Raw genomic sequence first — 25359 nt, 5'->3', positions numbered from 1 at the left:
TCAGTCAGCACCCAGAAGGGCGGTATTAAGCTGTTAGGGCCTGATGGGCGAGGCAAAGGCCTGCCAGTACGGCGGCATCGCCATCCATATGTCGGGCCTGGAAGCCAACAGCATTCAGCGCCATTTTGTAACGCTGGCACAACGCTTGATTGCCGATCAGTGTGACCGGCTCATTAGCTGCTGATATGCGACAGGCACCTGTGAGTTCAAGGCCAATCGCCAGCCCCGAAAGCCGGGCCGATAACATGGCAGCACGGGCGTTGCCGGAAGGCAGGCGGCCATCGAGCAGGTCCTGGGCTCGCAGTTCAAACAGCCGACTGCTGAACGTTTCCGGGGCTGCATGAATTTCGCTCACGGCGGCGATAAAGGCCTCGCAGCAGGCCGGGTCATTCAGATCGTCGCTGCCCACCGAGTGCTTGAGAACCGACTGGTTCGCCAGCAGTTGATAAAGCTCGCCGGTCAGGTAAGTGGTGAACTGCGTCACCGTGCCTGCCTCAAGAGTAGCCCATTTGGCATGGGTGCCGGGCAGGCAGGCGAGACCTGAAAAAAATGGTGTATCGGCCACTAGCCCGGCAAGCTGGGTTTCCTCTCCGCGCATGACATCGAAAGGGTGCGTAGCACTGCGGGTCTGGCTCAGGCCCGGTAACAGATGAACACGTAGTTGTGTGTCTGTAAGTCGGGGCATGACGGCGCCCTGGCTGAGCTGGTCGAGCGCTGTGGGAACCGGCAGGTAGGCGGCTTCCAACCAGCCCTGACGCGCACCCGCCATGCCGCATATCATCACCTCGATCTGGCCACTGTCTGGCAACCATGGGCTAACCAGGCGCCTTAGCTCGGCTTCATATTCATCGGGCTTAAGCGAAAGCATGCCCTTGTCACTACTGGCTTCGGCGATGACTTGGTCGTGATGATCCAGAGCCCAGGCGCGCAGATTGCTTGAGCCCCAGTCCACCGCAATCCAGGCCAGGGTGTGCGCTAGTGCATCATTGGTATGCATTTGGCTACTCTCCTGATTGAGATCGCATGGCTTACCACTCGGCGATGGAACCGTCGTCATGGGTCCATACCGGGTTGCGCCAGCGGTGGCCGGTTTTGGCGCGCTCTTCCACAAAGGCTTCGTCGATCTCAACACCCAGGCCGGGGCCTTGAGGAATGGCGCAGAAGCCGTCAGTAATACTCAACGCCGTCTTATCCACCAGGTAATCCAACACGTCGTTGCCTTGGTTATAGTGAATGCCCATGCTTTGTTCCTGGATAAACGCGTTGTGACTTACGGCATCCAGTTGAAGAGAGGCGGCAAGCGTTAGCGGGCCAAGCGGGCAGTGGGGGGCGAGCGCAACGTCATAGGCAGAGGCGAGTGCGGCAATTTTTAACCCCTCGCTGATACCGCCGCAGTGAGAAATATCCGGCTGGATAATATCGATCATGCCATCGGCCAGCAGGTCGCGGAACTGAAAGCGCGTATGCAAGCGTTCACCGGTCGCCAAAGGGTAGCCCAGCCCGCCGGCAATATCTTTCAAGCACGGCAGATGCTCCGGTGCGACGGGTTCCTCGACAAACATGGGGTGATAGGGCTCAAGCTCGCGCAGTAGTGCCTTGGCCATGGGGCGGTGAACACGGCCATGAAAATCAATACCGATACCCACATCAGGCCCAACGGCGTTGCGTGCTTCGGCCACCCGGGCTACGGCTTCATCGACCTTGCGGTGCGAGTCGACGATTTGCATCTCGGGCGTGCCGTTCATCTTGAACGCGGTAAAGCCTTTTTCCACCAGCGCTTTGGCGCCTGCGCCTACCTCACTTGGGCGGTCACCGCCGGTCCAGGCGTACATACGCATCTTGTCGCGTACCGCGCCGCCTAATAGCTGGTGAACGGGCACACCCAAATCGCGCCCTTTCAGATCCCAAAGCGCCTGGTCGATACCCGCGATGGCGCTCATCAGAATAGGTCCGCCGCGATAGAAACCGGCGCGGTAAAGTGTGTTCCAGAGGTGCTCGATCCGGTGTGGGTCCTGGCCAATCAGGTAGTCGGCAAGCTCATGCACTGCCGCTTCCACGGTAGCTGCTCGGCCTTCAATCACCGGCTCGCCCCAGCCGTAGCAGCCTTCGTCCGTTTCAATTTTAAGAAATAGCCAGCGCGGCGGTACTTGCCAGGTCTTAAGGCGGGTGATTTTCATGCGATGCAATCCTCATGGTGGGCCGCGTGGCACGGCAAGCGGTAAGTGAAAACGAAGGGCTGAGCCGGTCTGCCGGCCAAGCCCTCTATAAGCGTTGAATAGGCCAAATTACCTCCCATCAGAAAGCGTGTCGGGCACAATGCCTAGATCAATAGCCGTGCGTCGCAGCACTTCACGGGCCGCCGCTTCGGCAGCAGCCACATCACCGGCCTGAATGGCTTTTAGTACATGGCCATGACGGGCGAGGCTATCATCCAGGGTTTTGATATCATGTTGTGAACGATGCACCAGCGCCATGATCGAGGGGCGCAGCAGGTGGCCCATCTGACGCCAGACCAGATTATGCGTGGCCTGGTAGATCACATCATGAAAGGCCACATCGTGCTCGATATGCTGATGGCGGGCTTCTGGCTGGCCTGCCGTGCGCTGCATACCTTCAAACGCGGTTTCAAGCCGGGCGATATCGTCAGCGCTGGCCGCCTGGGCGGCCAGGCCTGCCACCAGCGGCTCGGCTGAAAAGCGAAACGCGTAAATGGCGCGCACAAGTTGCGGGTCAAGATTCATGAGCCCCGTCATCCATTCGCTCATTAGCGGGTCCAGCAGATGCCATTCGCTCATGGCGCGAACCTGGGTGCCGCGCCCGGCGGTTCGCTCCAAAAGCCCGGCAGCTGAAAGGCTTGCCAGCGCATTACGTACCTGGTTGCGGCTGACGGAAAAATGCTGGCCGATATCCAGTTCTTTAGGAAACACGTCGCCCGGCTGCCAGTGGCCGGTCAGCAGGGCCCGGGCCAACAGCCTGGCTAAGTTTTCAGCCCCGCCCTGATGGGCAGGTAAGGCATCTAGCGTCATGGCACGTCTCTTAACAGTAAGTACAGTTAACAGTAGGTACAGTGAGTAGTGTCGAAAGCTTATTAAATGTCTGACATTTCATCAATCCGACGAAAGTGGCCTTTCATAGGCCAGCCATGCTAACTCAGACGTAGCGTTTTAATGTCAGCCTGGGCGGGCAGCGCGGCATAAGCGCCTAAGCAGATAACGGCATGAGCGCCGCAGCGGCTGGCTGAAGGAAAAGCAGCGCCTGTATACATGATATGACAAGCTGGCCAGTAGGTAGCGTCAGAGCCATGGTGACACTGGCCTATGTCGAGCGTTGCATGAGGGCCGACTTTTCAGACAGAACTTAGTATCAATGGAGTTAACCGAAACTGCCTCGAAGGAAATAATCTGTTCCAATGGTCAGGTATGGGTCAATCAGGTTGGCATCAACCAAGCCGGAGATAGTAAGCGGTATGAGGTCCCTGCGGGTGCCCAGTAAGGCATCGGCTGTAAGGACAGCTTTCGCCCAAAGCTTGCTTGGCAACAACTTCCCCTACGCAGCAGAGTCGAGCTGTCGCTTCAAGACTATGGCTACGACCAAGGCCGAGCAGGACTGCTCGGCCAAGGACGCTTCTAGAGTTCATGTTCCTTGATGTATGCCTGAGGCTGGAGGATAGAGAAGTCAAATTCCTCAACCGGTTCACCTTCCATCACTCGCTTCGGCCAGGAGGGGTTCGCCAACGCTGATTTGCCCAAGGTGATCACGTCGGCCATGCCATTCGCGATCATTTCTTCCGCCTTTGCCGGCTCGCCTAGCTGACCATTGGCGATAACGGGAACGTGAGTGTAGCGCTTGGCGAGCTCCGTCAATGTTTCTCCGTCATCGAACGCCGGGCGCGTCGCATCATATTCGGTGATGTGAATAAAGTCCGGCCCTGCCTTGGCAAGGCTTTCGAAGATGATTCGTGCATCTTCCTTGCCATTGGCCCACTTATGGTAAAAGTCGTTCACCTTGCCTTGGGAAATACGAATGCCGACAGGATAGTCTTTGCCAACTTCCCGACGAACGGCTTCTAGTACCTCGACATGCAGACGTATTCGATTCTCGGTCGAACCGCCGTATTCATCTGTGCGCTGATTCGTGTAGTCGGTCAGGAACTGATCTAGAACGTAGCCGTTGGCGCCATGAATCTCTATACCATCAAAGCCAGCATCGCGGGCTCGACCCGCCGCTTCGGCGAAGCTGCGAATGACGGACTCGATATCGTGCCTGGTCATTTCACGCGGTGTAGAAAATTCGCCCTGACCACCGTAAATGTCCAACTGTTCTCCAACCGGCTTCACTGATGAGGGGGCGATTGTCTCGTCGGTGTAGAGGTTACCTTGAGAAAGCGCTCCTGCATGCATCAATTGCATGAAAATAAGGCCATCTTCATGATGCACGGCATCCACGACTCTGCGCCAGGCATCGGCCTGAGCCTGGTTGGCGATACCGGGCTGGTTATGGTAACCCTGGCTATAGGTCTCGTCCGTATAGGTTCCCTCTGTAATGACCAGGCTGTAGCAGCCACGGGCGAATCTGGCGTAGTAGCGCCCCATCTCCTCGGTCGCGAGGCCGTCCTCGGTAGCGCTAGTCCGGGTCATGGGGGATAAGGCAATACGATTCTTTAAGGTGAGATGCCCTATCCTTGGCTGTTCAAACAGAATCGCATGGCTGTTCTGCTTCTGGGATTGATCCATCATTCTTCTCCTAAAGAGAGTATGAAGAGACATGAACGAGTTCGGCCTAGAGTTCCTGTTTTGTAGGCCGGATGATCATCTCGTTCACGTCTACATCCACTCAATGGCTTCTACCTGCGCTCTGAGCCGGCCTCACGTAGTGCGGCCAACATCAGCTTGGCGCCTGCCTGGGCCAGACGATGAGCCGTCGCCTCACCCAGCCCACTGCTTGCACCAGTGATAATGGCAACTTTATCTTTAATTCCAGGCATAACCCCTCCTCGGCCAAAATCTGATCTTTGTTCAGCGTTCAATGACAGGTAATCAGTATAGTCACGCTCATCGAGCACGCTATGCGATACCGTCGATGCTCGACGGGGAGGGAAGGCTTCGGTCATTGGTCGTGGCGGCAGGGCATGTATGCGCCACTCTATGATGCCATCAAGGCGGCTAAGCGTAAGGCCCATGACGTGATTTATCAGCCCAACAGCTGGCAATCGTGCATACATCAGATTCCACGACAGAAGTTTGGAATCAAGCCGCAGCTCCAAACGCTAATCAGCTAGATTCTGTCTGAAAAGTCATTGTTGCTAAGCTGTCCCTGCCCACCAGTCAGGAGACAGTCATGGCGGGCCGTTAAGAGCTTTCCGGCCAGCGCTGGCGATGATCGGGGATATCTTTCTCCACTGCCGAGCATGGACGTCCTCGGCGCGATGACCGCCGTATATTAAGTGATACCTTTGGATTCTCTATTTTGGAGCTCAGTGGCGTAACAATGGCGCCCTTGTTCAAACCTTGACGCGCCTACATCTTCGCCGACGGGAAGGCGGTTTTATGTATCTCGACACGTGGATGACCGATTCGACCTCCATCCGTACGGCCCGAGCGGCCAGTGGTGCCGGTAAAAGAGAATTGATAGAACCTTTCGACCATGCATTCGGGCGCAGTCGCGGCGGGCTAATTCCAAATACACTTATTACTTGATAGCTGGGGTTTCCCGTTCGCTTTTGCTTTCAATGCAATAGGATTGAGCGCCTGCTCGGTTGGTTGAAGGAAAAACGGCGCCTGAATACGCGATATGACAAGCTGGCCAGTCGCATCAAAGCCATGGTAACACAGGCCTGTATCGAGCGTTGCATGAGGGCCAGCTGTTCAGACAGAACCTAGAACACTTCCTCGTTATGCAGTGCTTCGGCAGCCCCTAAAAGGCCTGTCCAGGGGTGGGTAACCACCCAGATAGGAATATCGGCATTGTAGGCATGCATGCGCCCTTTGTTGATAAATGCCTCGCACAGGGCGCTTTTCGGTAGCCAGTCCAACAGGCGCGGAATAATTCCACCGCAAAGATAGACCCCGCCACGTGCCCCCATGCTGAGTGTTGTGTCGCCGCAGACATCGCCAAGGATCTTCAAGAACCGTTGCAGCGTACGCCGAGCAAGCGTATCACCCTGATTGGCAGCCTGAGTTACCTCAGCGGCGCTGGTAAAGCCTGGAGCTACGCCTTCAAGAGCACAATAGGCGGTATAGATATCCACGATACCCTGACCGCAGAGCAGACGCTCGACGCTGACCCGTGAATAGTGCTTGTGAAATTCATCAAGAAGCTCGCGTTCGCGAGCGTCGGTAGGCGCAAACGCCACATGACCGCCTTCAGTGGGAAGCGGTATCCATGCATGCTGGCTAGGGAAAATGCCTGCCACGCCCAGGCCGGTTCCGGGACCGATCACCAGGCGCAACGCATGCGCCTGGGCGGTGCCGGGCTTTACCGCAACCAAATCCTGATCGGGTACGTGGGGAATGCCTAATGCTTGGGCAGTGAAGTCGTTAATCACTTTGAAAAGGGAAAGATTCAGCGCCTGCTGCACATCATGCTTCAGGAACTGCCAATGGTTATTGGTCATCTTGACCTGCTCGGCATGCACCGGGCAGGCAAACGCCAGGCAGGCCTCACCAGGCGCGTTGCTGCCAGTGGCGCCCACGCGATCCAAGTAGTCCTGAGCGGCTTCTACCACGCCCGGGTAGTCGGCGCAGGGCAGGCTAAGAATATCCTGAGGCGACGTTTGCCCTGGGGTTACCAGGGCAAAGCGGGCATTGGTGCCTCCGATATCCCCAATGAGGGCCGGTCGGCTCATTGATCCTCCTGCTCGATCTTTTCCAGTTCCCGAGACAGGACATCGGCTTCAAAACCGCCAAACACGCCCGCACCTTCTTCGGCCCTGGTTGCCAGATGGCGGAAGCCGCCAAACAGCTCGCGACCCATGCCAAAGTGATTGTGTTCGAGATTGACCTGGGCAAAGGGACGGGCAGCCAGGGTGGCCGCATCCACCAGTACGTTAAGCTCGCCGGTTTCGGCGTCCAGGCGCACGATATCGCCGTCCTGAAGCTTTGCGAGCGGCCCCCGGTCAACCGCTTCGGGCGTCACGTGAATGGCGGAGGGCACCTTGCCGGAAGCGCCGGACATTCGGCCATCAGTAACCAGGGCAACTTTAAAGCCGCGGTCTTGCAGCACGCCTAAAAACGGCGTGAGCTTGTGAAGCTCGGGCATACCGTTGGCTTTGGGGCCTTGAAAGCGTACCACCACGATGACATCGCGATCCAGCTGGCCGGATTCAAATGCCGCTTTTACCTGGTTCTGGTCGTCAAACAGCTGAACGGGCGCCTCAACAATGCGGTGCGCCTGCTTGACGGCGGAAATTTTAATCACGCCACGGCCCAGATTGCCATCCAGCACGGTAAGCCCGCCGGTCGGCGAGAAGGGATTGCTGACCGGGCGAAGTACCTCTGGGTCATGGCTTGATTCAGGACCTTCACGCCAGGTGAGCTTGCCGTCTTCAAGGAATGGCTCCTGGGTGTAGGCGGTCATGTCGGTGCCGAATACGGTAGGAATGTCGGCATGAATAAGCCCGGCTTGAAGCAGTTCGCGAATCAGCAGGCTCATGCCGCCAGCCGCCTGGAAGTGGTTCACGTCAGCCTGGCCGTTGGGGTAGATACGGGTCATGCTGGGCACCACGGCAGAAAGCTCGGTGAAATCATCCCAGTTGATAGTGATACCCGCCGCTGCCGCCATGGCAACCAGGTGCAAGGTATGATTGGTAGACCCACCAGAAGCCAGCAAGCCGACCATGGCGTTGACGATGGCGCGCTCGTCAATCTGCTTGTAGAACGGGCGGTAGTTGCCGCTTTGTTCGGTATTGCGAACGGCCTGTTCGGTAGCATAGCGGGTGAGCGCTTCGCGCAAGGGCGTACCAGGGTTAACAAACGACGCGCCCGGTAAATGCAGGCCCATCATTTCCATCATTAGCTGGTTGGAGTTAGCGGTGCCGTAAAACGTGCAGGTGCCAGGGCTGTGATACGACTGGGACTCGGACTCCAGAAGTTCGTCTCGGCCCACTTTGCCTTCGGCGTAAAGCTGGCGAACGCGGGCTTTTTCATCGTTGGGCAGGCCGGTGGTCATTGGGCCGCCGGGCACGAACATGGCGGGTAGATGGCCAAAGCGTGCCGCGCCGATGAACAGCCCCGGTACGATCTTGTCGCAAATCCCCAGATACAGCGTGGCATCAAACATGTTGTGGGAAAGCGCCACCGCGGTTGCCATAGCAATAACATCCCGAGAGAAAAGCGACAGTTCCATGCCGGGCTGGCCCTGGGTCACGCCGTCGCACATGGCCGGAACGCCACCGGCAAACTGGGCGGTCGAGCCCATGCCGCGAGCCGCTTCCTTGATAATGGCGGGATAGTCTTCATAAGGCCGGTGGGCAGAAAGCATGTCGTTATATGACGAGACGATGCCCAGGTTGGCGCTGTTGGTAAGCTTGAGGCGGTCTTTGTCGGTAGGCACGTCACAACCGGCAAAGCCGTGAGCCAAGTTTCCGCAGGAGAGCTCGCCACGATGCACGCCCTGTTTATGCTGGTCGGCCATGTGGGCTTCATAAAGCGCCCGCCGGTGCCGGGAGCGCTCGCGGATACGCTGGGTAACCTGGGCAACGGTGGTATGTAACGTAGCAGGTGCTGGGCTCGGCATAAGGACCTCTGCATGATAGAAACGGCACGAAATGTGTAGTTATTTTACATATTTTTAAGCGGCTTTAAGTAAATAAAAAATATAATAGGTTATTTGTTTGGTTTTATTACTACCAATATAGCGATTGCTAATAAAACCAGGCTAGGTAAAGGTGAGTATGAAGCAAGTAAACTGCTCGCTTAAACAGCTTAGTATAATCCAAGATGGCAATATGGAGCGTCTTGACGTCGAGCGCTCGCTGCTTTCGGCCGAACTCGACCGTGCGGATGTGCTGCGAGAGCGTTTGGCAGCGGCCGCCACGTTATTTAAAGCGTTAGGAGGTAGGGGGCAAGTCAATATGCCCACGCAAACGCAAGCGTCTTCCGGTTAACAGAAAAAACTGTATTACTGCGCCTGAAAGGGCAGTCATAAAGATATAACATTTGTTATTATTTTAATTTTGATTCTTTGTTTCACATTACCCCGCGCTGGAGCTCGTTATGCATGCCCTTATTGCCCAGATAAAACCTGTCGATTCTGCATCTGGCGATAGGGCAAGAGCTTATCTGGACACGCTGACCAAACCACCCGGAAGCTTGGGGATGCTGGAGCAGCTGGCGATCCAGCTAAGCGAGATCAGCGGAGAGCTTGCGTCCTCTATAACGCCGCCTGGGGTAGTGGTATTTGCCGCTGACCACGGCGTGGCGGCCGAAGGCGTTTCCGCCTTTCCTCAGGCGGTTACGGCACAGATGGTGGCTAACTTCGCCCATGGTGGGGCAGCCATCAATGTATTTGCTCGCCAGATTAATGCGCATCTGGAAGTGGTGGATGTGGGCGTGGTCAGCGATGTTGAAGCGCCAGGAGTGATCGTCGACAAGACTCGTCGCGCCTCAGGTAATATCGCTACTGAAAACGCCATGTATCCAGAAGAGGCCCAGGCCGCGATTGAAGCGGGTATTCGTGCCGTTGAGCGGGCGCGAAAAGCAGGGTGTCGCAGTGTCATCATAGGCGAAATGGGGATCGCCAACACCACGGCTAGCAGCGCCATGCTGGCGGCTTTTACCGGCACGGCAGTTGAAGAGGTTGTGGGTGCAGGCACAGGGCTTAATAGTCAACAGCAAACCCATAAAGTCAGTGTCATTGAGCGAGCGCTAGCGGCGCGCGATTATGAAGCCGATAAGCCATTAAGCGTACTGGCTGCCTTGGGCGGGCTGGAAATTGCCGCCATGGCCGGTGCCTATCTCGCCGCGGCCGCTTATCGTTTGCCTGCCGTTGTGGATGGTTTTATTGCGACCGTTGCGGCACTCACCGCCTGCCGGATTTGCCCCGCCGTGCGTGGTTATCTTGTTTTTGGCCACCGTTCTGAGGAGCCCGGGCACGGCGTGGCGCTAGAGGCGCTTGAGGCAAAACCGCTGCTTGCTTTGGGCATGCGTCTGGGTGAGGGCAGCGGTGCCGCGCTGGCATTTCCATTGCTTCAAGCTGCTAACGCCATGATGGCAGAAATGGCGACATTCGCCTCGGCAGGTATCGCGGACAAAGCGCCGTGACCTTCATGCTGCTTATCACGCTCGCTATCGGGCTGGATTTACTGATAGGCGATCCGCGTTCGTTACCTCACCCGGTCGTTTTCATCGGCCGCATAATCAGCTTTTTGGAAAAGCGCTGGAATCATGGATCTTCAACGCAGCGGAAGCGGCGCGGTTTTTTACTTACCGCAACGGTAGTTATGAGCGTATGGGGAATAAGCTGGGCAGCGCTTGTACTATTGGCCGCCATTCACCCCTGGCTTGGGATAGCTGCTGAGCTTTGGCTTCTGGCCTCCACGCTAGCCATTAAAGGATTAGCGGATGCAGGTCGCGCCGTGGCAGCGCCGCTTATGCAAGGCGATCTGCCGGGCGCGCGGCGGGCACTTTCCATGATAGTGGGGCGCGATACGGCAGAGCTTGATGAGGCGGAAATTACTCGTGGTACGGTGGAAACCGTGGCGGAAAACACGGTGGATGGAATCACGGCGCCACTGTTTTTTGCAGTAGTGGGAGGCGCGCCGCTGGCGCTGGCTTACAAGGCGACCAACACGCTTGATTCCATGGTGGGTTACCGGAATGAGCGATATAAAGACTTCGGCTTTGCCTCGGCTAAATTGGACGATATTGCCAACTGGCTACCTGCCAGGTTGACCGCGCTGTGCCTGTGGATAGGCGGTGTCATTTTAGCGACGATGGGCAATAGACCGCTGCGCTGGCGCGGCGCGTTACGGGCCACCTGCCATGAGGCGCCGCGCCACCCAAGCCCCAATGCAGGCTGGCCAGAGACCATGGTAGCGCGCTTGCTTGGGGTACAGCTGGGTGGTGTTAATACCTATCAAGGCGTTATTTCCCGTCGTGCTACGCTGGGCGAACCTTTCGAGCCGCTGGGCGTGGCGCATATTGGAGCCACCATTTCATTGATGCATATGGGCTGGCTGCTGTTTACGGGATTGATGGGGGTAATCTGGGTGTTGTTAACGTGAGTCACCAACTGTCTATGCTAAGCACGCCCTCATGGCCAAGTCATGGCGGCCAGTCAGCGGCACTTTTGCAGCGCTTTGGACTGCCGCCAGATTATCCACTAGAGGATTTTAGTGCCAACCTGAACCCCCTCGGCCCGCCCGAATGGGTAGCTGAGGCATTAAGTAGCCAGCTATTAGCCTTAAAGCACTATCCCGCGCCGGACTACGGCGCCGCCCGCGAAGCCATTGCGGCTTATCACAGGGTAGCTGTCGAGCAAGTTCTTCTCACCAACGGCGGGGCTGAGGCCATTTTTCTGGCAGCCTCCCTTCACGCAGGGCAAAAAGCGGGTGTACTTGCACCCAGTTTTGGGGAGTACGCACGGGCCTGCCACGCCTACCAGATGCCGGTCACATCCATTACCTTGCCAGCGCCCGCCTTTGCACTTGATCTTGATGCTTTCGTGGCGGCCCTTGAGGGCATTGATGTGGTATTCCTGTGTCGGCCCAATAACCCGACCGCCACGCTGATTTCATTTGATGACATGCAGGCGCTCCTGGCGCGTACGGCAGCTATCAACTGCCGGGTAGTGGTCGATGAAGCATTTATCGATATGACGGTAGGGCGGGGTGAAGCGGCCTCGCTCACGCCGCTGTTGGTAGATCATCCGCATATGCTGCTGCTGCGCTCAATGACCAAATTTTTTACTCTTCCAGGATTACGGTTGGGCTACGTGCTGGCAAGCGCGCCGCTCATCCGCTCGTTGGGAGCGCGTCAGCCCCCCTGGAGTGTTAATCAGATGGCGGCTGAGCTGGTGGCGCCGCTACTCGCCGACCAGGCATTTGCCGAGCGAACCCGTACCTGGCTTGAAATTGAGCATCCTCGCATGGCGATAGCACTGAGGGCAAAGGGGCTGGAGGTAGTGCCTAGCACGACCAACTTTTTTCTGGTTCGGCCTAATAATGCTTTGCGTGAGGGCGGGCTTGACAGTAACGTGCTTTTTGAACGGCTGTTACAACGCGGCATGCTGGTTCGCCATACCCAGAATTTTTCTGGCCTTGATGGCGGTTGGCTACGTATTGCGCTGCGCGATGCCCAGGCCAATCATCGACTCTTGAAGGTATTCAATGATTGTCTTTGTTAGTGGCGGTGCCCGCTCTGGGAAAAGCGAGGTGGCTGAGCAGCACGTCATAAAGGCGGCCAACGGCGGTAACTGCTATTACATTGCCACTGCAGAGGTTTATGACACTGAAATGGCTGCCCGAGTGGCACGCCATCAACGCGCCCGGAATACCCAGTGGATCACCATTGAGGCACCGGTTGCGATTGATCAGGCTGTTGCGAGAGTGCCAAACGGCGCTGCTGTGCTGCTGGATTGTTTGACCCTTTGGGCAAGCCAGGCTCGTTACTCCAGTGGATTAACCGACTCCCAGGGCAAGGCGCTTTTAGCAAAAAGCGTTCAAGATGCACGTTCACGCGGCATACACTTGGTGCTGGTTTCCAACGACCTTAATGAAGACCTGCTCCCACGCAATAAAGAGGTTTGGCAGTACCTGACCTTTTTACAGTCACTGCATTGCTGGTTAGCGGTCGAGGCGGACTCAGTACTTGAAGTCGTGGCCGGGCAAGCGGTTGAGTGGAAGCCTAAGGACGGTTCTCAGTGAAGAGTGTGCTTTACGGTGGCGTTCTAGCGCTGCAATTTCTAACCCGTTTACCGGTACCCATAGGCTGCCCCTGGACACCCAAAACCCGCCGTTGGGCTATCCGCGCCTATCCGCTTGTTGGGCTTTTGTTGGGTGGCTTGCTGTCACTGCTGGCGCTGTTAATGCAAAACGCACCCACCCCGATTGCCGCACTTGCACTACTTAGCCTGTGGGTAGCCATGAGCGGCGGCCTACATCTGGATGGTGTGATGGACTTGGCCGATGCATTGGGCAGCAACCAGCCACTGGTGCGCCGTTGGGAGATCATGAAAGACCCTCAGGTTGGCAGCTTCGGCATACTGGCGCTGTTTTTCCTGTTGGCCTGGAAAGGGGTTTTTCTGTGGGCGCTGCTTCACTACCACGCCCCGCTCTGGTGGCTGGCCGTGCTACCCAGTTTGGCCCGCTGGGGCGGGGCGGCATTGCTGGTTTTGACTCCCTGCGCTCAGCAAAAAGGCATGGCGTGGTCTTGGAAGCAGTCACTTGGCCCAAGGGATGTGGTGCTGGCGCTGGCACCTATGCTGTTGCTTGCTTTTTTCTGGCCGGGCCTGACGTTGGCGCTGGTGGCAATTGCCGTCTTCGTGGGGGCTAGCCGGTGGGCATTAATGACATTATTTCAGGGCATTAATGGTGATATGGTGGGGGCAACCATTGAAGGAGGAGAACTATGGCTGATGGGATTAATGTTGAGCTGGTGGTGGTTCGCCATGGCATCACCGCCTGGAATCTAGAGCGCCGCTATCAAGGCCAGCATGATATACCGCTGCTGTTCCCTGACGCCGAAGAAGGCCTTTTGGCGCTCAAGGACGCGTTGATTAGCGAGCGCTTTGACGCCATCTATTCAAGTGACCTCAAGCGCTGTCAGCAAACTCTGGAGTGGATTCAGGCTGCCAAGCCAGGCATGCCGCACCATCTGGAGCCGCGCCTGCGTGAACTCAATTTTGGCGAGTATGAAGGCAAGGTTTACGACGAATTGAAAGACTTGCCTCATTACCGCGCCTGGGTGGATAGCGTTGGTGAGTTGCAGATTCCCGGCGGCGAGTCAGCCGCCCAGCTGCGCACCCGCCTGGAGGCGTGGCTTTCTGATATGGCCATTGATGCTCGAAAACAGGGGTACCGGAAAATTCTGGTAATTACCCACGGCGGCGTTATTCGTGAACTGCGTCGACGTTTTGAAACCATCGACTTCTGGGAAGGCGCGGTGCTTCAAGCCCAGGGAAGACGCTGGCAACTGACGCATCAAGCAGGCGTAAGTGGTAAAGGAGAATGGCTATGCAACTGTTCATCGGCGGTGCCTGTGCCGGTAAGCGAACCATCGTAAAAACGCGGTTTCCCAGTGCGGTATGGTGGCGCTTGGCACCTGGACAACGCTTACGGGAGTGTATCGACGTTATGTTGCCCGGCACACCGTTCATTATTCACGGTGTACTGGATTGGTTGTCGGCATCCATAGAGTCTGACGCAGGCAGCGATGGCTGGCGAGCGCATTGGTGCGACGACTTAAACGAGCTTCGTTTCTCAGCCAATGCACAGCAAGTAGCATTGGTCATTATCATTAACGATATCGGCCGGGGCATCGTACCCATGGAACACCAAAAGCGCCGCCTGCGTGATTTGAATGGTTGGTTTAGCCAGGATGCTGCTGAGTGTGCTGAACACGTTTGGTATGTGCGTCATGGGCTTATCATGCCGCTATCATCTTAAAATTGATCTTATTTTTGATAAAATTGACCCCAACATAGCAACTTGCTAGTTTACGAGCTCTTTCAGGTGTCGGCGGCCAAGGCCGCTGGTGAAACGGGAAGTTGGTGTTAAATCCAACGCTGCCCCCGCAACGGTGATCAAGTTAAGAGCCCTCGTTACCACTGTGCAATATAAACGCATGGGAAGGTGAGTGCTTGGAAGCCCCAGTGTGCTTCGCTTGTCAGCCCGGAGACCGGCCTGAGAGAGGGCTATATGAGCCGAACATGCCAAGACGCGGTGGGCGTTTTCAAGGCGATTAGTGACTTCCTGCTATTCCCTTGTAGTGCCTGCGCTTGGCGATTAAAAAACCACGCTGTGCGGGTTGGCACAGCGCGCAAGGTACCTCCTCATGCCTAACTATCTTTCTGTTTCTGCCGCGCTCGCTGCGTTGGTTGTATCTCCCGTGGTCGCTGCTCAAAGTGGGGCGTTAGGCGCTCAAGCTGACTCGCAAAGCACCCTTAATCCGGTGGTGGTGACCGCTGCGCTGGCGCCGCGTACGGCAAATGAAAGCCTCTCCTCGGTTACCGTATTGGATGAAGCCACGCTGCGCCGCCAAGACCCGGTGAGCATCACCGATCTGTTTCGCGGCCAGCCGGGGGTGGATGTCAGCACTAACGGCAGCTTTGGTAAAAACAGCAGCGTGTATATTCGCGGTACCGGAAGCGGCCAAAACCTGCTGTTGATTGACGGCATTCGTTTGCGCTCAGCCACCAGCGGTGGGGCCGCCTGGTCGTATCTTGACCCGCGTATGTTTGAGCGTGCTGAAATTGTGCGTGGCCCGCGGGGTAGCCTGTACGGTGCCGATGCGATTGGCGGGGTAGTGCAGTTATTTACGCCCCAAACGAGCGAAGAGAGGCCGCAGCCGAGGTTTTCGATAGGCGGTGGTTCGTTCGATACTCAGCGAGTAAGCGCAGGAATCAGCGGTCGCGAAGGCGGTACCCGCTACAGCTTTGCGGGCAGCCACTTTACTACCGATGGCCAGCCGGTTCGTCGTAATGGTGAAGATAAAGGCTATGACAATACCTCCGCTCTGGCACGAGTTTCCCATACCTTTGAAAGCGGTGCTGAAATGGGCGCGCTTGCCCTACGCGCTCGGGGTAACAACGAATACGACGGCGGTGAAAACGACTTTGTTCAACAAGTAGCCGGTATCTATGGCGAGTTGCCGATCACGAACGACTGGCACAGCCGCCTCACGCTGAGTGAATCCCGCGATGAGAGCGATGATTTTGCAAGCTTTGGCGACTCGGTATTCAATACCAAAGTAAGCACGGCGCGCTGGGAAAATACTTTTACCTCGGGTGCTCACGAGCTGATTGCAGGCGCTGAATACAGTGAGGACAAAGTTGCCAGTACCATTGAATATAATGAAACCAGCCGCAGCAATAAAGCCGTATTCACCCAGGCGTTGCTAGATTTTTCACCGCTAACGCTGCAAGCCAGCTTACGCTTTGATGATAATGAAGCTTATGGCGATGAAGTTACCGGCAGCCTGGCAGCAGGCTACGCGTTGGATAACAACCATACCCTGCGGGCCAGCTATGGCACGGCGTTTAACGCGCCGACGTATAACCAGCTTTACTACCCGGGGTTTGGTAATCCGGACCTTGAGTCTGAGACCTCTGAAACCGTTGAAGCGGGCGTTCGTGGCCAATACGCGCAGTGGTTTTGGGATGCCGCTCTCTATCAAACGGATATCGATAATCTGATTGCGGGGCAGGGCGTTCAGTCTAACGTACCTTCGTCACGGATTCGTGGAGTAGAGCTTGCCAGCGGCGTGGAGGTCAATGATTGGACGCTTGCCGCGGCACTCACTTATACCGACCCGGAAAACCGCCTAACGGGCAACCGGTTGCAGAACCGGGCCACGCAAAGCGTGCGTCTGGATATCGACCGCGAACTAGGCAAATGGTCGCTAGGCGGTTCGTGGGTCGCTCAAAACCACCGCTATCGTGATGCACAAAACCAGGATCGGCTAAGTGGTTATGGGCTGGTAAATCTGCGCGCCGGCTGGCAGTTTGCTCCACTGTGGAGTGCTCGCCTTTCATTAGAGAACGTTTTGGATCAGGATTACGTGACCACGCGGTCCTTTGACGGTGCGGACTATTTAAATGCAGGACGGGCAGGCTTTCTGAGTGTTCATTTTGGTCAATAAGATGCATAACCTGGCGCGAGCGGCGCTAATTCTCATGCTGTTAGTGCCTGCGGGTATGGCGCAGGCGCATCATCACGCGCGCTGCGTGGTGGATGATCGCGACCGCGAAGTCTGCCTGTTCAACCCAGCCCGGCGCATCGCCACGCTGTCGCCGGGTGCTACCGAGCTTACCTATGCCGCCGGTGCGGGTGAGCAGGTGGTGGCGGTGGTCTCCTATAGCGATTATCCGCCCGAGGCAAAGCAGGTTGCCTCGGTGGGCAGCCATACCCGTATTGATCTTGAAGCATTGGTAAGTCTGGCGCCAGACCTGGTTATTGGTTGGGTAACCGGCAACCCGGCCGAGCAGTTGGAAACGCTGGAAGCGCTGGGGATGCCGGTGTTTTATATCGAACCCCGCACTATCGAAGGCGTGGCGAGCGCTATTGAGCGTCTGGCGCGCCTGGCGGGAACCGAGGCGGCCGGTCAGCAGGTGGCGGATAGCTTTCGCCATCAGATGGCGCAGCTAAAAACGCGTTACGCCGAGCGCGAGCCGGTCACCACCTTCTATCAGGTATGGGATGAGCCGCTAATGAGTGTGAATGACCAACACCTTATTGGCCAGGTGATGCAGCTGTGTGGAGGGGTTAACGTAGTGGGCGAGCAGTCCCGCCTGGTGCCACGCCTGGATGATGAGGCCGTTCTGGCCGCCAATCCCGAGGCGATCGTGGCCGGTGGAATGGGCGAGGAGAACCGCCATTGGCTGACCCACTGGGAACAGTATCCACACCTTTCGGCAGTGGCCAATAATCACCTGTTTTTTGTGCCGCCTTCACTGATTCAGCGCCCAACGCCACGCTTGGTTGAGGGCACAAGAATTCTCTGCGAACAGCTGGATAGCGTTCGCCAACAGCGTGAAGCCCTGTGATGAGCCAGAGGGGCGGTCGTTCCAGCATGCCATTAGGGTTGCTTGCGTTGGCCGCGTTTATTGCCCTTTTGCTTGCACTAAGTGTGGGCAGTGCTTCGCTTTCCATTGCTCAGTTATGGGCGGTCGCCCAAGGGCAGGGCGAGCTTTTGGCCAGTACGCTGGTATGGGAGTTGCGTTTGCCCCGGGCGCTTTCTGCGTTTGCAGTCGGCGGCTTGCTGGCGGTGGCGGGGGCGCTGATGCAAGTATTGCTGCGCAACCCGCTGGCCGACCCTTACGTGCTGGGGCTTTCCGGCGGGGCCTCCATTGGCGCGCTGGCAGCCATGCTGGCCGGCCTCGGGAGCCTGCTGGTATCAAGCGCGGCCTTTGCAGGGGCGCTCTTTTCGACGCTGCTGGTGTTTGGCCTGGCGCACGGGCGCGGCGGCTGGACACCGGCTAGGCTACTGCTCACTGGCGTGGTAGTAGCTTCGGGCTGGGGAGCGGTTATAACCCTGATGCTGGCAATGAGTCCGGCCGAGCGTTTGCCGGGCATGCTTTACTGGTTGATGGGGGATCTCTCCTACGCGCGTGCGCCTTGGCCACCGCTGTTTCTCCTTTTGGCGGTAAGTTTAGTCTTGATGCCGCTAGGGCGTAGCCTGAACGTACTGGCCCGTGGCGCACCCCAGGCCGCGGCACTTGGCGTTAACGTGCGCCCGCTGGAATGGGGTATCTATATTCTTGCCAGCCTGTTGACGGCAGCGGCAGTCACCACCGCAGGCAGTATCGGATTTGTAGGCCTTGTGGTACCCCATATGTTGCGTTTGCTGCTAGGCAACGACCAGCGGCTTATCCTGCCCGCCTGCGCACTGGCGGGTGGCACACTGCTGGTATTGGCCGATACCCTGGCGCGCACCATGATTGCTCCGGAACAGCTGCCGGTTGGGGTCATTACCGCATTATTGGGCGTGCCCACGTTTCTGTTTTTACTGCACCGGAGCCGCTGATGAGCATACTGAGTACTCAGCAGTTGGTGGTTGACGTGCCCAACCGCCCAGGCGGCACGCCGCTAAATTTAGCCATTCAACCGGGGCAGGTGTGGGGCGTGCTGGGCCCCAATGGGGCGGGCAAAACTACGCTTCTGCATACCCTGGCGGGGTTGCGCGCGCCGCGCTCTGGGAGCGTTCATCTCAACAAAACTCCGCTTGTCAGCTTACGCCGCCGGCAAATTGCTCAGATATTAGGAATTGTATTTCAGGAGCGGATGGACAGCTTTCCGGCCACGGTGCTGGAAACGGCACTGATTGGCCGCCATCCGTTTCTTTCCGCCTGGCAGCGGGAAAGTAGCGCTGACTACGCTCTTGCTGAGCAGGCATTGGCCCGCCTGGATATCGCCTCTTTAAACGAGCGTTTGGTCAGCACGCTTTCCGGCGGTGAGCGCCAGCGCGTTGCTCTGGCTACAGTGCTTACTCAAGCTCCCGCTATCTGGCTTGTCGATGAGCCGACCAATCATCTGGATCTCCGTCACCAAAGTGCAGTCATGGCATTAATGGCCGAGCAGGCGGCAAGCGGTAGGAGCGTGGTGATGTGCCTGCATGATCTTAATTTAGCCGCGCGGTGGTGCGATCAGATACTGCTTCTATACCCCAATGGGGAAGCCCGCTGGGGGCCACGCAGTGAGCTGTTGGTGACTGATGTACTTGAGCCGCTTTATAACCAGCGGCTAGCCGTTGCCGAGATCGACGGTGCACCTGTCTTTGTTCCCGTCCATCAGCGAGCCTAAATAGCGCTTCTAAAACGCATGATTCGCTTGCCATCAATCGGATCATCCAGCACATGTGCATGCACGCCAAACGTTTCCTGCAGCCGCTGAGCGGTTAACACATCATGCGGCTGGCCGCTGGCGATTAGTCGCCCGCCGTCCATCACGCCAATACGGTCGCACTCCATGGCCTGATTCAGATCGTGCAGAGAAATCACAACGGTGATGGGCAGCTGCCTGACCAACTCAAGAATCGACAGCTGGTGGCGAATATCCAAGTGGTTGGTGGGTTCATCCAGCAGTAGAATTTTCGGCTGTTGGGCAAGCGCCCGGGCAATATGCACGCGCTGGCGCTCGCCGCCGGAAAGCGTGTGCCAAAGCCGGCCCGCCATATGCGTCATATCCACGTCATCCAGCGCCTGATCCACAATCGCGTCATCGTGAGTAGACCAGGGGCGAAGCGCCGAAAGAAAAGGCGTGCGGCCAAGTGCCACGACTTCGCGCACATAAATTCTATCGGTGGTTTCCGCCTGCTGTTCAACCAGCGCGACTGACTGGGCAATATGTCGCTGGCGCATTTTGGCGAGGGGCTGGCCGTCGATACGAACGTGGCCCTTTTTGGGTTTGTTCAAACCTGCCAGCAGGCGTAATAGCGTGGTTTTACCGGAGCCGTTTGGGCCAATCAGGCCAAAGGTCTGGCCGGGCGCAACGTCAAGAAAAACGTCTTCTAATAGTGTTCGCCCATGAACGCTCCACCCCAGCTGTTCGGCGGTTAATTTCATCGGGTCCTCGTACCGCGAACAAGAATAAGCGCAAAGGCCGGAGCGCCAATCAGCGAGGTAATCACTCCAATCGGCAGCACTTGGCCGGGCACGAGCGTGCGCGAAAGAATATCCGAGCCAATCAGAAACACTGCGCCGGCGAGCGCCGAGGCGGGTACCAGGCGCGTGTGCTGGGTACCCACGATAAAACGCATGGCATGAGGGATGACCAGGCCCACAAAGCCAATAGCGCCCACTATCGACACCATAATGGCCGTGACCAGCGCCACCGCGATAATTAACAACCCGCGAGTCGGGCGCACGGAGATGCCCATGGAAGCCGCGCTGTCGGCGCCAAAGGTAAAGGCATCCAATGCGCGGCGGTGCCAGAGGCAAATCAGCAGGCCGCCCAGGGCCGCAGGGAAGGCGATGGCTACATCACTCCAGCGTACGCCGGAAAGATTGCCCAGTAGCCAGAACATAATGCCGCGCGCCTGCTCGGCGCTGGCGGACTTGGTGATGATAAAGGCGGTCAGCGCGTTAAACAGCTGAGAGCCTGCGATACCTGCCAGAATAATGGCCCCGGCCGCCTGATTGCTGCGTCCACCGCCGGTCCCGCTACTGGCCGCATGGGCAAGCAGTACCACCAAGCCAAATGCAAGTCCTGCACCTGCAAATGCCCCGGCAGATAACGTGAAAGCACCCGCGCCAAGGCCTGCCACCGTGACCGCCACAGCTCCGGTTGAGGCACCGGCCGAAATACCCATCAAGTACGGGTCAGCCAGAGGATTGCGCAGTAGTGCCTGAAGCACGACTCCGGCCAGAGCAAGCGCAGCACCACAGCAAGCCGCGACGATGGCGCGGCTTAGCCGGTAGTTCCAGATAATCCCTGCATCGATTCGGTCAACGGCGTAGTTGGCCCCCAAAAGATGGTTGGCCAATACCTTGAGAATCGTATCCACGGGTATCGACGTTTCACCAATCGCCGTGCCGGCAAGCAGCGCGATCAGGAGCACCAAGGGCGCAAGCCAAAGCCAGTGCGCCTGGGTGCGCGCCATTGGGGTGCTGTGCATGGCGATAGCTTTCATTGTGTGAAAGACGTATTAAATAGGGCGGGGGCGAACTTCATGAGATGGTGTTCCGGGTACCGATGGACATAAAGCTCGACAGACTGCTGAAGATGCAAGGATAAAGCACTAAAAACCTTTGAAATTGACGACTTGCTGAAGTGGCGAGGTGGCTTCCACCTGGTGCCATCCTCTATAATGCGCGGTTATTGTAGCCATTTTCGCGGCGTTTGGCTCTATCGTTATTCTCTTGTCAGTGATGAATAACTTTCACGTGTATGGCAGTGTCCTTGCGCTGCTTAATGTATTAGTTTTACCCGCTTGTAAAGAATGAGTTTTACGCGCTTGGTGCGGCTCTCAGTCGCTGATTATCTCCTTGTTAAATCAAGTCAATGTTCCTTTTGCCCATGGTGATGCCTGTGGTCGAGTTTCCCTTTACCGCCGTCGTCGGCCAGGCATCGCTTAAAAAAGCGCTGCTTTTGAACGTGATTAATCCGCGCATTGGCGGGGTCCTTATCAGCGGCCCGCGGGGTAGCGCCAAGTCGACCCTCGCCCGCGCGCTGGCGGCATTGCTTCCAGAATCTGACAAGGGCGGCAAGTCGCCGTTTGTGACCCTGCCGCTAGGCGCTAGCGAAGATCGCCTGACCGGCAGCCTGGACCTTCAAAAGGTATTGAGCGAGCGCGAAGCCACTTTTCACGAAGGGCTTTTGGCCAAAGCCCATGGCGGCGTTTTGTACGTTGATGAAGTCAACTTGCTCGCCGATACCCTAGTCGACCTGCTGCTGGATGTTGCCGCAAGCGGGGTCAATATCGTCGAGCGTGACGGTATCAGCCACTCCCACGCGGCGCGTTTTAGCTTGATTGGTACCATGAATCCGGATGAAGGGGAACTGCGTCCGCAGCTTCTGGACCGTTTTGGCCTCTGCCTTGAACAGCCAGCTTCCATGAGTATCGAAGAACGCATCGCCATTGTGCAGCAGCGCGATGCCTTTGACCGCGACCCCGAGAGCTTTATCGCTGACTACGCCGCTGAGCAGGTAGCCCTGCGTGAGCGCATCGAGCGTGCCCGGCATGCGCTTGCCACGGTAACGGCGCCTGCCTGGGTCTACGCGCATATCGCCCGGCGCTGCGAGGAGTCAGGGGTCGAAGGTCTACGTGCCGATGTCACCTGGCACCGTGCAGCCCAGGCTCATGCCGTCTGGCGGGGTGGCGATACGATCAGTCAGGAAGATGTGGATACCGTTGAGCCTTGGGTATTGGCCCATCGGCGTACGCGTGAAGAAGCGACACCGCCATCAACGCCGCCATCTTCTCCGCCGCCTTCATCCACGCCAAATGAAAAACCTTCTGGCGGCCAGTCGTCTGCCGATAGACGTTCAGACGAGCAGGGGCAGTGGGGCGCCATGCCGCCCTTGGCGCAGAACATGCTGGATGGCCAGCCGCTTGACCTCCCCGCGCTACGCCTGCCTACGCCAACCAACCGGCCTGCGGCTAAGCAGCCGCTATCACTCGGCGGTACGCGCAAGGGCGGTGAATTGGGCCAGGGGCGAGCTAATGCTGCGCTTACCTCGCGGCCGGACTGGTTTTCCACGCTGATCGCCAATCGCGGCCAGTGGCCCTGGCGGCAGCTGCGCTATCGTAAAGCGCGCGCCGGGCAGCCGGTACTGCACTTGGTGCTGCTGGATACCTCCGGCTCGACGCTGGGTAAGCGCCTGCTGGGCCAGGCCAAGGGCTGGGTGGATAACCTGACCCGACAGGCGTATGTCGCTCGGGAGCAGATGGCCGTGCTGGGTTTTGGCAACGATGCGGTGACACCGCTACTAACCCGCCAGCGTGCACCCAAAAGCCTGGAGGCCACGCTGAATAGCGCCGATGGCGGGGGCGGTACACCGCTGCGTAAAGCGGTCGCCCAGGCGGGGCGGTTGATTCGCCAGTGGCAGCGGCGTGAGCCCGGCCTGCATATACGCACCTACTTGATCACCGACGGGCGCACCCGTGAATCCGTTTCAGACCTGCCGAAGCTCGGCGACTGCGTGGTGATGGATACCGAACACTCATTTGTAAAACGCGGCCAGGCGGCGCGCCTTGCCCAGCAGCTGGGCGCCTTGTATTGGACACTGCCCACCCAGGAGTCAGCATGAGCGATAGCAATCACCAAAACCGCATGCAGCGCAAAAAAGAGGTGGTCGATGAGCGCATCAGCCGCGCCACCGAAGAGCGTGGGGTGTTAATCCTGCTCAAAGGCAATGGTAAGGGCAAAAGCAGCTCCGCGCTGGGTACGCTGGCGCGCTCGCTGGGTCATGGGCAGAAAGGCGCAGTCATTCAGTTTATTAAAGGGCGACGCGAAACCGGCGAATACCTGTTCTTTCGCGATCACCCAAGGCTTGACTGGCACATCATGGGCCAGGGCTTTACCTGGGAAACCCAGGACCGCGAGCGCGATATACAAGCCGCCGAAGCCGCCTGGGAAATCGCCAAGGGGCTTTTGGGAGACCCGGCCTATAACATCATCGTGCTGGACGAAATGAGCTACATGTTCAAGTACGGCTATCTGGACGCGGTGCCGGTGGTGGAAGCACTCAAGAACCGCCCGGCACACCAAAACGTGATTATTACCGGGCGTACCATGGCCCAGCCGCTTCAGGAAATCGCCGACACCATCAGCACCGTGCAGGATGAACGCCACGCGTTTCGCGGCGGCGTCAAAGCCCAGGCAGGGATCGAATACTGATGAGCACGCCTTCTGCCAGCTGCCCCGCGCTGTTTATCTCGGCACCCGCATCAGGCCAGGGTAAAACCACCGTAACGGCCGGTCTTGCGCGACTGCTGCGTAACCAGGGCAAGGTCGTCCGGGTATTTAAAACCGGCCCGGACTACCTGGACCCGCAAATACTCGCCCAGGCCTCCGGCCAGCCGGTCGACCAGCTCGACTTATGGATGGCAGGCGAAGCCTACTGCCGCCAGCGCTTTTATGAAGCCGCTATTGAGGCCGATTTAATCCTCGTGGAAGGCGCCATGGGCCTGTTTGACGGCGAGCCTTCCAGTGCCGATTTAGCCGCGCTATTTGGCATTCCCATGGCCATCGTGATGGATGTCAAAGGCATGGCCCAAACCGCCGCCGCGCTGGTAACGGGGCTGGCTGGCTTTCGTGACGACATTCAAATTGCCGGGCTGATTGCCAATAACTGTGGCTCGCAGCGCCACCGCGAGCTGATTGAAGGCGCGTTGCCTGCAACCATTCCGTTTTTGGCCGCCGTACCACGAGACCCAGAACTGGCACTTCCCGAGCGTCATCTGGGCCTGGTGCAGGCGGAAGAAATCCGCGACGACTTGGAGGTTCGTTTTGAAGCCGCGGCGCAGGCGCTGGAGACTGCGGGGCTGCTGGAGGCGCTCGCCACGCTTTCGCCGGTCAGTTTTAGTGCTTCTACTGAAGCGCTTCCTGCTGTGCCGCAGGCACTGGCCGGGCAGACGATAGGTGTTGCTCGCGATGCCGCGTTCAGCTTTATCTATCAGGCCAACCTGGATGTACTGGCGCAGATGGGCGCACGTTTACGCTTTTTCTCACCGCTGACCGATGCTGGCTTTCCTGAGTGTGATGCCCTTTGGCTACCCGGCGGCTACCCGGAGCTACATGCGCAAACTCTGGCAGAGAACACCGCCATGCGAGATGCCATAAAGGGCTTCTTTAGCACAGGCAAGCCTATCCTCGCCGAGTGTGGCGGTATGCTGTATAGCCTGGAAACTTTGACCGACTACGCCGATAACACCCACACCATGCTTGGCTTACTGCCCGGGCAAGGCGCGATGCGTGGGCGCCGTGGCTGCCAAGGGATGCAGACCGCAGAGCTGCCTGAAGGCTCAATTCGTGGCCATGCCCACCATCGCTCCATGGCCGAGCAAACACCTGAACCCATCGCGCACGGCCGCCGACAGCGCCATCCCGCACCCGGTGAGCCGATCTACCGCGAAAAGCGCCTGACGGCGACGTATTTACATCTATTTTTCCCGAATAATCCTGCCGCGGTGGCGCGCTTGTTTGCCAACGATTCAGCGCTGCCCGTGCCAAGTCCCCAGATTGAGGAATCTATCCATTGAA

General features: G+C 57.7%; 24 protein-coding genes, 1 pseudogene and 1 riboswitch. Of the genes and pseudogenes, 16 read left to right on the top strand and 9 right to left on the bottom strand.

Features of this window, described 5'->3' with window-relative positions; translation table 11 throughout:
* Nucleotides 1-25: 25 nt before the first annotated feature.
* From ELY38_RS13430 to ELY38_RS13410, 5 genes are all read right to left on the bottom strand, one after another.
* The gene (locus ELY38_RS13430) at nucleotides 26-997 is read right to left on the bottom strand and encodes a 2-dehydro-3-deoxygalactonokinase (RefSeq protein WP_127062781.1); all 972 of its coding nucleotides are present in this window, start codon (nucleotides 995-997) and stop codon (nucleotides 26-28) included.
* 31 nt (nucleotides 998-1028) lie between these two features.
* Nucleotides 1029-2177, bottom strand: coding sequence for a galactonate dehydratase (gene dgoD / locus ELY38_RS13425; RefSeq protein ID WP_127062780.1), 1149 nt, complete (start codon nucleotides 2175-2177; stop codon nucleotides 1029-1031).
* Between the two features lie 108 nt (nucleotides 2178-2285).
* A complete protein-coding gene (locus ELY38_RS13420; RefSeq protein ID WP_127062779.1) occupies nucleotides 2286-3026 on the bottom strand; it encodes a FadR/GntR family transcriptional regulator in 741 nt (246 codons plus the stop codon).
* A gap of 600 nt (nucleotides 3027-3626) precedes the next feature.
* Complete coding sequence (locus ELY38_RS13415) at nucleotides 3627-4733, bottom strand: NADH:flavin oxidoreductase (RefSeq protein WP_127062873.1); 1107 nt, start codon at nucleotides 4731-4733, stop codon at nucleotides 3627-3629.
* A gap of 110 nt (nucleotides 4734-4843) precedes the next feature.
* Nucleotides 4844-4984, bottom strand: coding sequence for an SDR family NAD(P)-dependent oxidoreductase (locus tag ELY38_RS13410; protein WP_222845160.1), 141 nt, complete (start codon nucleotides 4982-4984; stop codon nucleotides 4844-4846).
* Between the two features lie 742 nt (nucleotides 4985-5726).
* Here ELY38_RS13410 and ELY38_RS19705 point away from each other — a divergent pair.
* Nucleotides 5727-5879, top strand: a pseudogene (locus ELY38_RS19705) (IS5/IS1182 family transposase); the annotation flags it as partial.
* On the opposite strand, the gene glk reads toward ELY38_RS19705, so the two are convergent.
* Together glk and edd are read right to left on the bottom strand one after the other, a co-directional pair.
* Entirely contained in the window at nucleotides 5876-6844 is a 969-nt protein-coding gene (gene glk / locus ELY38_RS13400; protein WP_127062778.1) for a glucokinase, read from the bottom strand. The pseudogene ELY38_RS19705 and the gene glk sit on opposite strands and share 4 nt — an antisense overlap.
* Complete coding sequence (gene edd / locus ELY38_RS13395; RefSeq protein ID WP_127062777.1) at nucleotides 6841-8733, bottom strand: phosphogluconate dehydratase; 1893 nt, start codon at nucleotides 8731-8733, stop codon at nucleotides 6841-6843. Before edd ends, glk begins: the two co-directional genes overlap by 4 nt.
* A 211-nt stretch (nucleotides 8734-8944) precedes the next feature.
* On the opposite strand from edd, the gene ELY38_RS13390 reads away from it, so the two are divergent.
* The 12 genes from ELY38_RS13390 to ELY38_RS13335 all read left to right on the top strand — a co-directional run bounded on the left by ELY38_RS13390 (nucleotide 8945) and on the right by ELY38_RS13335 (nucleotide 19456).
* Nucleotides 8945-9103 carry a hypothetical protein gene (locus ELY38_RS13390; RefSeq protein ID WP_246009143.1) on the top strand — a complete coding sequence of 53 codons (159 nt, stop codon included), beginning with the start codon at nucleotides 8945-8947 and terminating at the stop codon, nucleotides 9101-9103.
* A gap of 109 nt (nucleotides 9104-9212) precedes the next feature.
* Entirely contained in the window at nucleotides 9213-10259 is a 1047-nt protein-coding gene (gene cobT, locus ELY38_RS13385; RefSeq protein WP_127062776.1) for a nicotinate-nucleotide--dimethylbenzimidazole phosphoribosyltransferase, read from the top strand.
* 5 nt (nucleotides 10260-10264) lie between these two features.
* Entirely contained in the window at nucleotides 10265-11221 is a 957-nt protein-coding gene (gene cbiB, locus ELY38_RS13380; RefSeq protein ID WP_127062775.1) for an adenosylcobinamide-phosphate synthase CbiB, read from the top strand.
* The gene (gene cobD, locus ELY38_RS13375) at nucleotides 11218-12342 is read left to right on the top strand and encodes a threonine-phosphate decarboxylase CobD (protein WP_340148037.1); all 1125 of its coding nucleotides are present in this window, start codon (nucleotides 11218-11220) and stop codon (nucleotides 12340-12342) included. The genes cbiB and cobD overlap by 4 nt, the downstream gene beginning before the upstream one ends.
* Nucleotides 12326-12862, top strand: a complete 537-nt coding sequence (locus ELY38_RS13370; RefSeq protein ID WP_127062774.1) for a bifunctional adenosylcobinamide kinase/adenosylcobinamide-phosphate guanylyltransferase — start codon at nucleotides 12326-12328, stop codon at nucleotides 12860-12862. Before cobD ends, ELY38_RS13370 begins: the two co-directional genes overlap by 17 nt.
* A complete protein-coding gene (cobS, locus tag ELY38_RS13365; protein ID WP_127062773.1) occupies nucleotides 12859-13629 on the top strand; it encodes an adenosylcobinamide-GDP ribazoletransferase in 771 nt (256 codons plus the stop codon). Before ELY38_RS13370 ends, cobS begins: the two co-directional genes overlap by 4 nt.
* On the top strand, nucleotides 13566-14219 hold the full coding sequence (locus ELY38_RS13360) for a histidine phosphatase family protein (RefSeq protein WP_127062772.1): 654 nt from the start codon (nucleotides 13566-13568) through the stop codon (nucleotides 14217-14219). The genes cobS and ELY38_RS13360 overlap by 64 nt, the downstream gene beginning before the upstream one ends.
* A complete protein-coding gene (locus ELY38_RS13355; protein ID WP_127062771.1) occupies nucleotides 14171-14602 on the top strand; it encodes a bifunctional adenosylcobinamide kinase/adenosylcobinamide-phosphate guanylyltransferase in 432 nt (143 codons plus the stop codon). Before ELY38_RS13360 ends, ELY38_RS13355 begins: the two co-directional genes overlap by 49 nt.
* Nucleotides 14603-14649: 47 nt before the next feature.
* A riboswitch (cobalamin riboswitch) is annotated at nucleotides 14650-14857 on the top strand.
* A 133-nt stretch (nucleotides 14858-14990) separates the two neighbouring features.
* Nucleotides 14991-16796 carry a TonB-dependent receptor domain-containing protein gene (locus tag ELY38_RS13350; RefSeq protein WP_127062770.1) on the top strand — a complete coding sequence of 602 codons (1806 nt, stop codon included), beginning with the start codon at nucleotides 14991-14993 and terminating at the stop codon, nucleotides 16794-16796.
* Nucleotides 16777-17700 (top strand): cobalamin-binding protein, encoded by a 924-nt coding sequence (locus tag ELY38_RS13345; protein ID WP_246009142.1) that lies wholly within the window; start codon nucleotides 16777-16779, stop codon nucleotides 17698-17700. The genes ELY38_RS13350 and ELY38_RS13345 overlap by 20 nt, the downstream gene beginning before the upstream one ends.
* A gap of 26 nt (nucleotides 17701-17726) precedes the next feature.
* Nucleotides 17727-18680: a FecCD family ABC transporter permease gene (locus tag ELY38_RS13340; RefSeq protein ID WP_185858984.1), complete on the top strand. Its 954-nt coding sequence runs from the start codon at nucleotides 17727-17729 to the stop codon at nucleotides 18678-18680.
* On the top strand, nucleotides 18680-19456 hold the full coding sequence (locus ELY38_RS13335) for an ABC transporter ATP-binding protein (protein ID WP_127062768.1): 777 nt from the start codon (nucleotides 18680-18682) through the stop codon (nucleotides 19454-19456). Before ELY38_RS13340 ends, ELY38_RS13335 begins: the two co-directional genes overlap by 1 nt.
* Here ELY38_RS13335 and ELY38_RS13330 read toward each other — a convergent pair.
* Both ELY38_RS13330 and ELY38_RS13325 read right to left on the bottom strand, forming a co-directional pair.
* Nucleotides 19453-20217: an ABC transporter ATP-binding protein gene (locus ELY38_RS13330; RefSeq protein WP_127062767.1), complete on the bottom strand. Its 765-nt coding sequence runs from the start codon at nucleotides 20215-20217 to the stop codon at nucleotides 19453-19455. The two genes, ELY38_RS13335 and ELY38_RS13330, sit on opposite strands and share 4 nt — an antisense overlap.
* Nucleotides 20214-21269 carry a FecCD family ABC transporter permease gene (locus ELY38_RS13325; RefSeq protein ID WP_127062766.1) on the bottom strand — a complete coding sequence of 352 codons (1056 nt, stop codon included), beginning with the start codon at nucleotides 21267-21269 and terminating at the stop codon, nucleotides 20214-20216. Before ELY38_RS13325 ends, ELY38_RS13330 begins: the two co-directional genes overlap by 4 nt.
* A gap of 407 nt (nucleotides 21270-21676) precedes the next feature.
* Between ELY38_RS13325 and ELY38_RS13320 the strand changes: the two genes are divergently transcribed.
* The 3 genes from ELY38_RS13320 to ELY38_RS13310 are packed head-to-tail and all read left to right on the top strand — an operon-like array spanning nucleotide 21677 to nucleotide 25358.
* A complete protein-coding gene (locus tag ELY38_RS13320; protein WP_246009149.1) occupies nucleotides 21677-23404 on the top strand; it encodes an AAA family ATPase in 1728 nt (575 codons plus the stop codon).
* Complete coding sequence (gene cobO, locus ELY38_RS13315; protein WP_127062764.1) at nucleotides 23401-23994, top strand: cob(I)yrinic acid a,c-diamide adenosyltransferase; 594 nt, start codon at nucleotides 23401-23403, stop codon at nucleotides 23992-23994. The genes ELY38_RS13320 and cobO overlap by 4 nt, the downstream gene beginning before the upstream one ends.
* Nucleotides 23994-25358, top strand: coding sequence for a cobyrinic acid a,c-diamide synthase CobB (locus tag ELY38_RS13310; RefSeq protein WP_127062763.1), 1365 nt, complete (start codon nucleotides 23994-23996; stop codon nucleotides 25356-25358). The genes cobO and ELY38_RS13310 overlap by 1 nt, the downstream gene beginning before the upstream one ends.
* Nucleotide 25359: the final 1 nt, after the last annotated feature.

Source organism: Vreelandella nanhaiensis, from assembly GCF_003990185.1.
In the GTDB taxonomy this organism is placed as follows: Bacteria; Pseudomonadota; Gammaproteobacteria; order Pseudomonadales; family Halomonadaceae; genus Vreelandella; species Vreelandella nanhaiensis.
The sequence above is the reverse complement of the archived record's forward strand: the minus strand, read 5'-3'. Positions and strand labels throughout refer to the sequence as shown.

Excerpts from the sequence above, each read along its gene's own strand:
- ELY38_RS13430 (WP_127062781.1), bottom strand. The coding sequence starts at position 997 with ATGCATACCAATGATGCACTAGCGCACACCCTGGCCTGGATTGCGGTG.
- dgoD (WP_127062780.1), bottom strand. The coding sequence starts at position 2,177 with ATGAAAATCACCCGCCTTAAGACCTGGCAAGTACCGCCGCGCTGGCTA.
- ELY38_RS13420 (WP_127062779.1), bottom strand. The coding sequence starts at position 3,026 with ATGACGCTAGATGCCTTACCTGCCCATCAGGGCGGGGCTGAAAACTTA.
- ELY38_RS13415 (WP_127062873.1), bottom strand. The coding sequence starts at position 4,733 with ATGGATCAATCCCAGAAGCAGAACAGCCATGCGATTCTGTTTGAACAG.
- ELY38_RS13410 (WP_222845160.1), bottom strand. The coding sequence starts at position 4,984 with ATGCCTGGAATTAAAGATAAAGTTGCCATTATCACTGGTGCAAGCAGT.
- glk (WP_127062778.1), bottom strand. The coding sequence starts at position 6,844 with ATGAGCCGACCGGCCCTCATTGGGGATATCGGAGGCACCAATGCCCGC.
- edd (WP_127062777.1), bottom strand. The coding sequence starts at position 8,733 with ATGCCGAGCCCAGCACCTGCTACGTTACATACCACCGTTGCCCAGGTT.
- ELY38_RS13390 (WP_246009143.1), top strand. The coding sequence starts at position 8,945 with ATGGAGCGTCTTGACGTCGAGCGCTCGCTGCTTTCGGCCGAACTCGAC.
- cobT (WP_127062776.1), top strand. The coding sequence starts at position 9,213 with ATGCATGCCCTTATTGCCCAGATAAAACCTGTCGATTCTGCATCTGGC.
- cbiB (WP_127062775.1), top strand. The coding sequence starts at position 10,265 with ATGCTGCTTATCACGCTCGCTATCGGGCTGGATTTACTGATAGGCGAT.
- ELY38_RS13370 (WP_127062774.1), top strand. The coding sequence starts at position 12,326 with ATGATTGTCTTTGTTAGTGGCGGTGCCCGCTCTGGGAAAAGCGAGGTG.
- ELY38_RS13360 (WP_127062772.1), top strand. The coding sequence starts at position 13,566 with ATGGCTGATGGGATTAATGTTGAGCTGGTGGTGGTTCGCCATGGCATC.
- ELY38_RS13355 (WP_127062771.1), top strand. The coding sequence starts at position 14,171 with ATGCAACTGTTCATCGGCGGTGCCTGTGCCGGTAAGCGAACCATCGTA.
- ELY38_RS13350 (WP_127062770.1), top strand. The coding sequence starts at position 14,991 with ATGCCTAACTATCTTTCTGTTTCTGCCGCGCTCGCTGCGTTGGTTGTA.
- ELY38_RS13340 (WP_185858984.1), top strand. The coding sequence starts at position 17,727 with ATGCCATTAGGGTTGCTTGCGTTGGCCGCGTTTATTGCCCTTTTGCTT.
- ELY38_RS13335 (WP_127062768.1), top strand. The coding sequence starts at position 18,680 with ATGAGCATACTGAGTACTCAGCAGTTGGTGGTTGACGTGCCCAACCGC.
- ELY38_RS13330 (WP_127062767.1), bottom strand. The coding sequence starts at position 20,217 with ATGAAATTAACCGCCGAACAGCTGGGGTGGAGCGTTCATGGGCGAACA.
- ELY38_RS13325 (WP_127062766.1), bottom strand. The coding sequence starts at position 21,269 with ATGCACAGCACCCCAATGGCGCGCACCCAGGCGCACTGGCTTTGGCTT.
- ELY38_RS13320 (WP_246009149.1), top strand. The coding sequence starts at position 21,677 with ATGCCTGTGGTCGAGTTTCCCTTTACCGCCGTCGTCGGCCAGGCATCG.
- cobO (WP_127062764.1), top strand. The coding sequence starts at position 23,401 with ATGAGCGATAGCAATCACCAAAACCGCATGCAGCGCAAAAAAGAGGTG.
- ELY38_RS13310 (WP_127062763.1), top strand. The coding sequence starts at position 23,994 with ATGAGCACGCCTTCTGCCAGCTGCCCCGCGCTGTTTATCTCGGCACCC.